Raw genomic sequence first — 2,276 nt, forward strand, 5'->3', positions numbered from 1 at the left:
TCTACCCCGGACTCCCCGAGAGCGCCCCCGCGCTCCCCAACACGACGAACACTCCCACCAGTTGATCGGCTACACCATCACGCGGGACACGACCCCGAGCCCTCGGCGAACAAGCCATGGCCACCCTGAAGTCCTGGCGCCTCCTGCGCAAACTCCGTTGCAGCACCAACCGCATGACCGACATTGTCAGGGCCGTCCTGGCCTTGCAACTCGCCACCGCAGCATGAGGCTGGGGCGGCGCAACACGGGCAAGACTGACCTCACCCCTTCAAGGGAGCGCGCTGACCATGGCGGACGTCACCGCCACCTACGACAAGACGGCGGATGCTGCGTACGTGTATTTCGTACGTCCACAAGCCCGTGCGCAGTCGACTCGCATGATCCCTGTGACCCGGTGGAGGCCGGCGGCATGATCAACCTTGACTTGGACGAGCAGGGGCGCCTCATCGGTATCGAGGTGTTGGCGGCCAGTTCGAAGCTGCCAAAGTACCTGCTTGAGTCAGCGGAACGTCTGGATACCGAAGGCGCATGACGAGGTTCGACGAGGCAGGTTGCCGCAGCCGACTACTGGCCGCCGCAGGATGGTTGGAAAGGCCTCAGTAGGTGATCACGCGACTCGGTGATGGCCCGATGCAGGGTCTCGATGTCGTTGACACGCCATCGGCGAAGCTCGACCTGGCCAAAGCGAAGCACATCAGCAGGCAGTCCCATGACCGGGATGCTGCCTCAGTCGCACTAGATCGACAACGCAATTACCAGCCCCGGACCTACGGCCATCCCGGTCTGGACACCTACCCCGCTGCCAGGTTCCCGCCGCTTCAACCTTCAGATTCTGCGACTTACGGCCCGATGGCCAGTCCATCGTGGCGCAGAACATGCGTCCGCGTTACCGGCGCGGCCCGCTGGTCGCCTGATTCTACCGCTTCGACTGAGCCAAGCCCGTGCGGCAGCACCGGGCCTGAACTGGTGTTTCGGCTGTCGGGGTGGCGGGATTTGAACCCACGACCTCTTCGTCCCGATTAATGTGCGGAAAGATCTCTGACCAGGATCGTTGCGTATATGAGCAGGTCAGAGCATTACTGTGCGTTGGTTCGCGTGGGTGCAGCGCATCATCGTTTCCTTGATCCACTCCCCGTTCACTCCCCGCGCAGCCCTTCGGGGTGGTCTATTGGTAGCCGTTTCCCGCATTGACCAACCCTACTTCTCCCACGTGTCGAGGCTATCGATCAGCTTTTTGACCAATCTCCGGTCCTCCGGGTTGGTGATGTCCTCCAACGTTTTCGCTAGGATGAAGGTCATCCCGGGTACAATAAAGTTGACCAGTGTGGGCTTTTTGGAAATTTCGCCGAGGACGGCATCGATGCTGTTGTTCTTCATTGCGGTATTCCCATCATAGGCGTTGCCACCAGTGGACCTTTTTCGGGCGGACGGGTTCGGTCGCTCGATAGCGATCAGCAAACCCCTGGGTTCCATTGTTCGCTTCTGCCTCCATGAAGTCCCTGAGTACCTCTCGGGCCCGCGAGATATAGGACGTCGGCGCCCCGATCGTGACCCTCTCAATCAGATTGCCCATCGGGGCTACCAGGGGCACGTACTGTTCGAAAATCGGAAACCCGATAACCTCAAGAGCCACTGCCGCCATGCCTCGCCCCAAGTGGTATGCACATAGGCGTTCCGAGGGAAGCACCTGGCAAATAAGCCATTGGATGTTGCCGGCGTTTCCGCTGGTGTGATCGTCGACACCCTTCCACTCTCTCAAGCCATACTGATTCCAGGTCGATTCGACGGCGTCGTCAAACGACTGGGCATCAACTAGCGTGATCTTTGGCTCGACAGGGCAAAGCGCCTCATTATCCCGACTCATTACGAGTTCGGGGGATATGATATCGAAATCCCATTTAGGATAAGGCATTTCTGTTCTCCTTGCAGGCGAAGGTGGGTTTGGCTCAGCTCATCAGTTCTTCCACCGCTGTTACGGCCACGTCTCCTCGGATGGAATGACGTCAGCCGTGCATGGAGACCCCTCTAACTCAAGCCTGCGCCCGGTTCCGACCCATGTCGAGTTGAGTCCCCGTGCCCGTGAGCCGCAGGCTTTGACGGCCATGCTGAGGTGGCATATGTCTGGCCTGTCCCGAAGCGCAGCGACCAGCGCCGCCATCGAAGAAGCCCTCACCCTCTACCGCCGGCTAGTGCTCTGACCGCATAGGTTCGCCGGGTCGTTCAGGCTGCGGTGGCGAGGGGGCGTCCGCCCCAGCGGATGCCCTTCTCGCTGCGGA

The 2,276-nt window shown here is 60.4% G+C and carries 3 protein-coding genes and 1 pseudogene; 2 read left to right on the forward strand and 2 right to left on the reverse strand.

Annotated elements, in window-relative coordinates; genetic code table 11:
- Nucleotides 1–95 precede the first annotated feature (95 nt).
- Together ACWCQ1_RS51985 and ACWCQ1_RS51990 are read left to right on the forward strand one after the other, a co-directional pair.
- Nucleotides 96–227, forward strand: a pseudogene (locus ACWCQ1_RS51985) (IS5/IS1182 family transposase); the annotation flags it as partial.
- Nucleotides 228–409: 182 nt separating this feature from the next.
- On the forward strand, nt 410–532 hold the full coding sequence (locus tag ACWCQ1_RS51990) for a DUF2283 domain-containing protein (protein ID WP_451030118.1): 123 nt from the start codon (nt 410–412) through the stop codon (nt 530–532).
- A 665-nt stretch (nt 533–1,197) separates the two neighbouring features.
- Here the strand turns inward: ACWCQ1_RS51990 and ACWCQ1_RS51995 are convergent.
- Entirely contained in the window at nt 1,198–1,377 is a 180-nt protein-coding gene (locus tag ACWCQ1_RS51995) for a hypothetical protein (protein ID WP_451030119.1), read from the reverse strand.
- 13 nt (nt 1,378–1,390) lie between these two features.
- Nucleotides 1,391–1,912 (reverse strand): hypothetical protein, encoded by a 522-nt coding sequence (locus ACWCQ1_RS52000; protein ID WP_451030120.1) that lies wholly within the window; start codon nt 1,910–1,912, stop codon nt 1,391–1,393.
- Nucleotides 1,913–2,276: the final 364 nt, after the last annotated feature.

It is taken from the genome of Streptomyces sp. NPDC002144, from assembly GCF_053593695.1.